General features: G+C 59.4%; 1 protein-coding gene. It reads right to left on the reverse strand.

Annotated elements, in window-relative coordinates; translation table 11 throughout:
* Positions 1–73: 73 nt before the first annotated feature.
* Positions 74–1,249: elongation factor Tu (gene tuf, locus GOV85_RS21390; protein WP_171182005.1), on the reverse strand; the 1,176-nt coding region annotated here is incomplete at its 5' end.

Consider the following 1,249-nt stretch of genomic DNA (forward strand, 5'->3'; position numbering starts at 1 on the left):
AAAAAGGCCGCCCCTTAGGGAGCGGCCTTCTTAGTCTCACCGATGTGCCGGGCTGAAGCCCGGCCTACCGTGATTACTCGATGATTTTCGACACAACGCCGGCGCCGACGGTGCGGCCGCCTTCGCGGATCGCGAAGCGCAGGCCCTGCTCCATCGCGATCGGGGCGATCAGCTCAACGCCGAACGACACGTTGTCGCCGGGCATGACCATCTCAGTGCCTTCAGCCAGGGTCACGGTGCCGGTCACGTCAGTTGTACGGAAGTAGAACTGAGGACGGTAGTTCGCAAAGAACGGAGTGTGACGACCGCCTTCTTCCTTGGTCAGGATGTAGGCTTCGGCTTCGAACTTGGTGTGCGGTGTAACCGAACCCGGCTTACACAGAACCTGGCCACGCTCAACGCCGTCACGGTCAACACCACGCAGCAGGGCGCCGATGTTGTCGCCTGCTTCACCGCGGTCCAGCAGCTTGCGGAACATCTCAACACCGGTGCAGGTGGTTTTCGAAGTGTCGCGGATACCGACGATTTCGATTTCGTCGCCAACGTTGATCACGCCACGCTCAACACGGCCGGTCACAACGGTACCACGGCCCGAGATCGAGAACACGTCTTCGATCGGCATCAGGAACGGCTGGTCAACAGCGCGCTCGGGGGTGTCGATGTAGTCATCAACAGCCGCCATCAGTTCCTTGATCTTCTCTTCGCCGATTTCCGGGTTGTTGCCTTCCATCGCGGCCAGAGCCGAACCTGCGATGATCGGAATATCGTCGCCGGGGTATTCATACGAAGACAGCAGCTCGCGGATTTCCATTTCCACCAGTTCCAGCAGCTCTTCGTCGTCAACCTGGTCAACTTTGTTCATGAACACGACCATCTTCGGGATGCCAACCTGGCGGCCCAGCAGGATGTGCTCGCGGGTCTGCGGCATCGGGCCGTCAGCTGCGTTCACAACCAGGATCGCGCCGTCCATCTGGGCAGCACCGGTGATCATGTTCTTGACGTAGTCGGCGTGGCCGGGGCAGTCAACGTGCGCATAGTGGCGGTTGTCGGTCTCGTATTCCACGTGGGCGGTCGAGATGGTGATGCCGCGCGCTTTTTCTTCCGGCGCACCGTCAATCTGGTCGTACGCTTTGAAGTCACCGAAATACTTGGTGATTGCTGCGGTCAGCGTGGTCTTGCCGTGGTCAACGTGGCCAATCGTGCCGATGTTGACGTGCGGTTTTGTACGCTCAAACTTTTCCTTTGCCAT

This window comes from Ruegeria sp. HKCCA4633, from assembly GCF_013034605.1.
GTDB lineage: Bacteria > Pseudomonadota > Alphaproteobacteria > Rhodobacterales > Rhodobacteraceae > Ruegeria.